Source organism: Brevundimonas sp. TWP2-3-4b1 (assembly GCF_049897665.1).
Taxonomy (GTDB): domain Bacteria; phylum Pseudomonadota; class Alphaproteobacteria; order Caulobacterales; family Caulobacteraceae; genus Brevundimonas; species Brevundimonas subvibrioides_B.
This window is the reverse complement of the sequence record NZ_JAFCWQ010000059.1, coordinates 1-1,868: the sequence shown is the minus strand read 5'-3', so window position 1 is coordinate 1,868 and position 1,868 is coordinate 1. Positions and strand designations below refer to the sequence as shown.

Sequence of the window (1,868 nt, the reverse complement as noted above, 5' to 3'; positions counted from 1 at the left end):
CCCCCATGACCGACCCCGACCTGTATCCCGTCCCTGCCGACTGGGCCGAACGCGCCCATATGGACGCCGCCGCCTACGAGGCCGCGCGGCTCGCGGCGCGCGAGACGCCGGACGCCTTCTGGGCCGAACAGGCCGGGCGGCTGGACTGGATGACGCCTCCGACCGTCATCAAGGACGTGTCGTTTCACAAGGACGATTTCCGCATCCGCTGGTTCGCCGACGGGGTGCTGAATGTCGCCTGGAACTGCGTGGACCGGCACCTGGCCGAACGCGCCGACCAGACGGCCATCCTGTTCGAGGGCGACGACCCGGCGGTCTCGGGCGCGATCACCTATGCCGAGCTGCACCGACAGGTGTGCCGCATGGCCAATGTGCTCAAGGCCCTGGGCGTGGCGAAGGGCGACCGGGTGACGATCTATCTGCCCATGATCCCGGCGGCGGCGGTGGCCATGCTGGCCTGCGCGCGCATCGGGGCCGTGCATTCGGTGGTGTTCGGCGGCTTTTCTCCCGACAGCATCGCCGGGCGGATCGAGGACTGCGGCTCGAAGCTGGTCATCACCGCCGACGAGGGCCTGCGCGCCGGCAAGCGGATCCCGCTCAAGGCCAATGTCGACGAGGCCCTGACCAAGGTGGCGGTCGAGACGGTGCTGGTCATCGCCCACACCGGCGCCGATGTGGCGATCGTCGAGGGCCGGGATGTGCGGTTCGAGGTCGCCGTCGCGACCGTCTCCGACGACTGCCCGTGCGAGCCGATGAACGCCGAGGACCCGCTGTTCATCCTCTATACCTCGGGCTCGACCGGCAAGCCCAAGGGCGTGCTGCACACCACCGGCGGCTATCTGTTCTGGGTCAGCTATACCCACGAACTGGTGTTCGACTATCGGCCGGGCGAGGTCTTCTGGTGCACGGCCGACGTGGGCTGGGTCACCGGCCACTCCTATGTCGTCTATGGCGCGCTCTCGAACGCGGCCACGACCCTGATGTTCGAGGGGGTGCCCAACTATCCGGACAACCGCCGCTTCTGGCAGGTGGTCGACAAGCACCAGGTCGAGATCTTCTACACCGCCCCCACGGCCCTGCGGGCCCTGATGCGCGACGGCGACGAACCGGTGAAATCGTCCAGCCGAAAGTCTCTGCGCCTGCTCGGCACGGTCGGCGAGCCGATCAATCCCGAGGCCTGGCGCTGGTATCACGAGGTGGTCGGCGAGGGCCGGCTGCCGATCATCGACACCTGGTGGCAGACCGAGACGGGCGGGGCCCTGATCTCTCCCCTGCCCGGCGCGACCGACCTGAAGCCGGGGTCGGCGACCCGGCCCCTGCCCGGGGTGGAGCTGGAGCTGGTCGATGCCGAAGGCGGGGTGCTGGAAGGCGCGGCGAGCGGCAACCTGTGCATCACCGACTCATGGCCGGGGCAGATGCGCACCGTCTGGGGCGATCATCAGCGCTTCTTCGACACCTATTTCAGCGCCTATCCCGGCAAATATTTCACCGGCGACGGCTGCCGCCGGGATGAGGACGGCTATTACTGGATCACCGGCCGGGTCGACGACGTCATCAACGTCTCGGGCCACCGGATGGGGACGGCCGAGGTCGAGAGCGCCCTGGTCCTGCACGAAGACGTGGCCGAGGCCGCCGTGGTCGGCTTCCCCCACGACATCAAGGGCCAGGGCATCTACGCCTATGTCACCCTGAACAAGGGGGTGGAGCCGCACGACGACCTGAAGAAGGCCCTGGTCGCCCACGTCCGCAAGGAGATCGGCCCGATCGCCGCCCCCGACGCCATCCAGTGGGCCCCCGGCCTGCCCAAGACCCGCTCGGGCAAGATCATGCGGCGGATCCTGCGCAAGATCGCCGAGAACGATCTGGGG

At 68.5% G+C, this 1,868-nt stretch carries 1 protein-coding gene; it reads left to right on the top strand.

Annotation, left to right across the window (positions count from 1 at the left end):
* Window positions 1-5 precede the first annotated feature (5 nt).
* Window positions 6-1,868 (top strand): acetate--CoA ligase (gene acs, locus ACP7A5_RS17900; protein ID WP_426043154.1); only part of this gene is annotated, 1,863 nt, incomplete at its 3' end.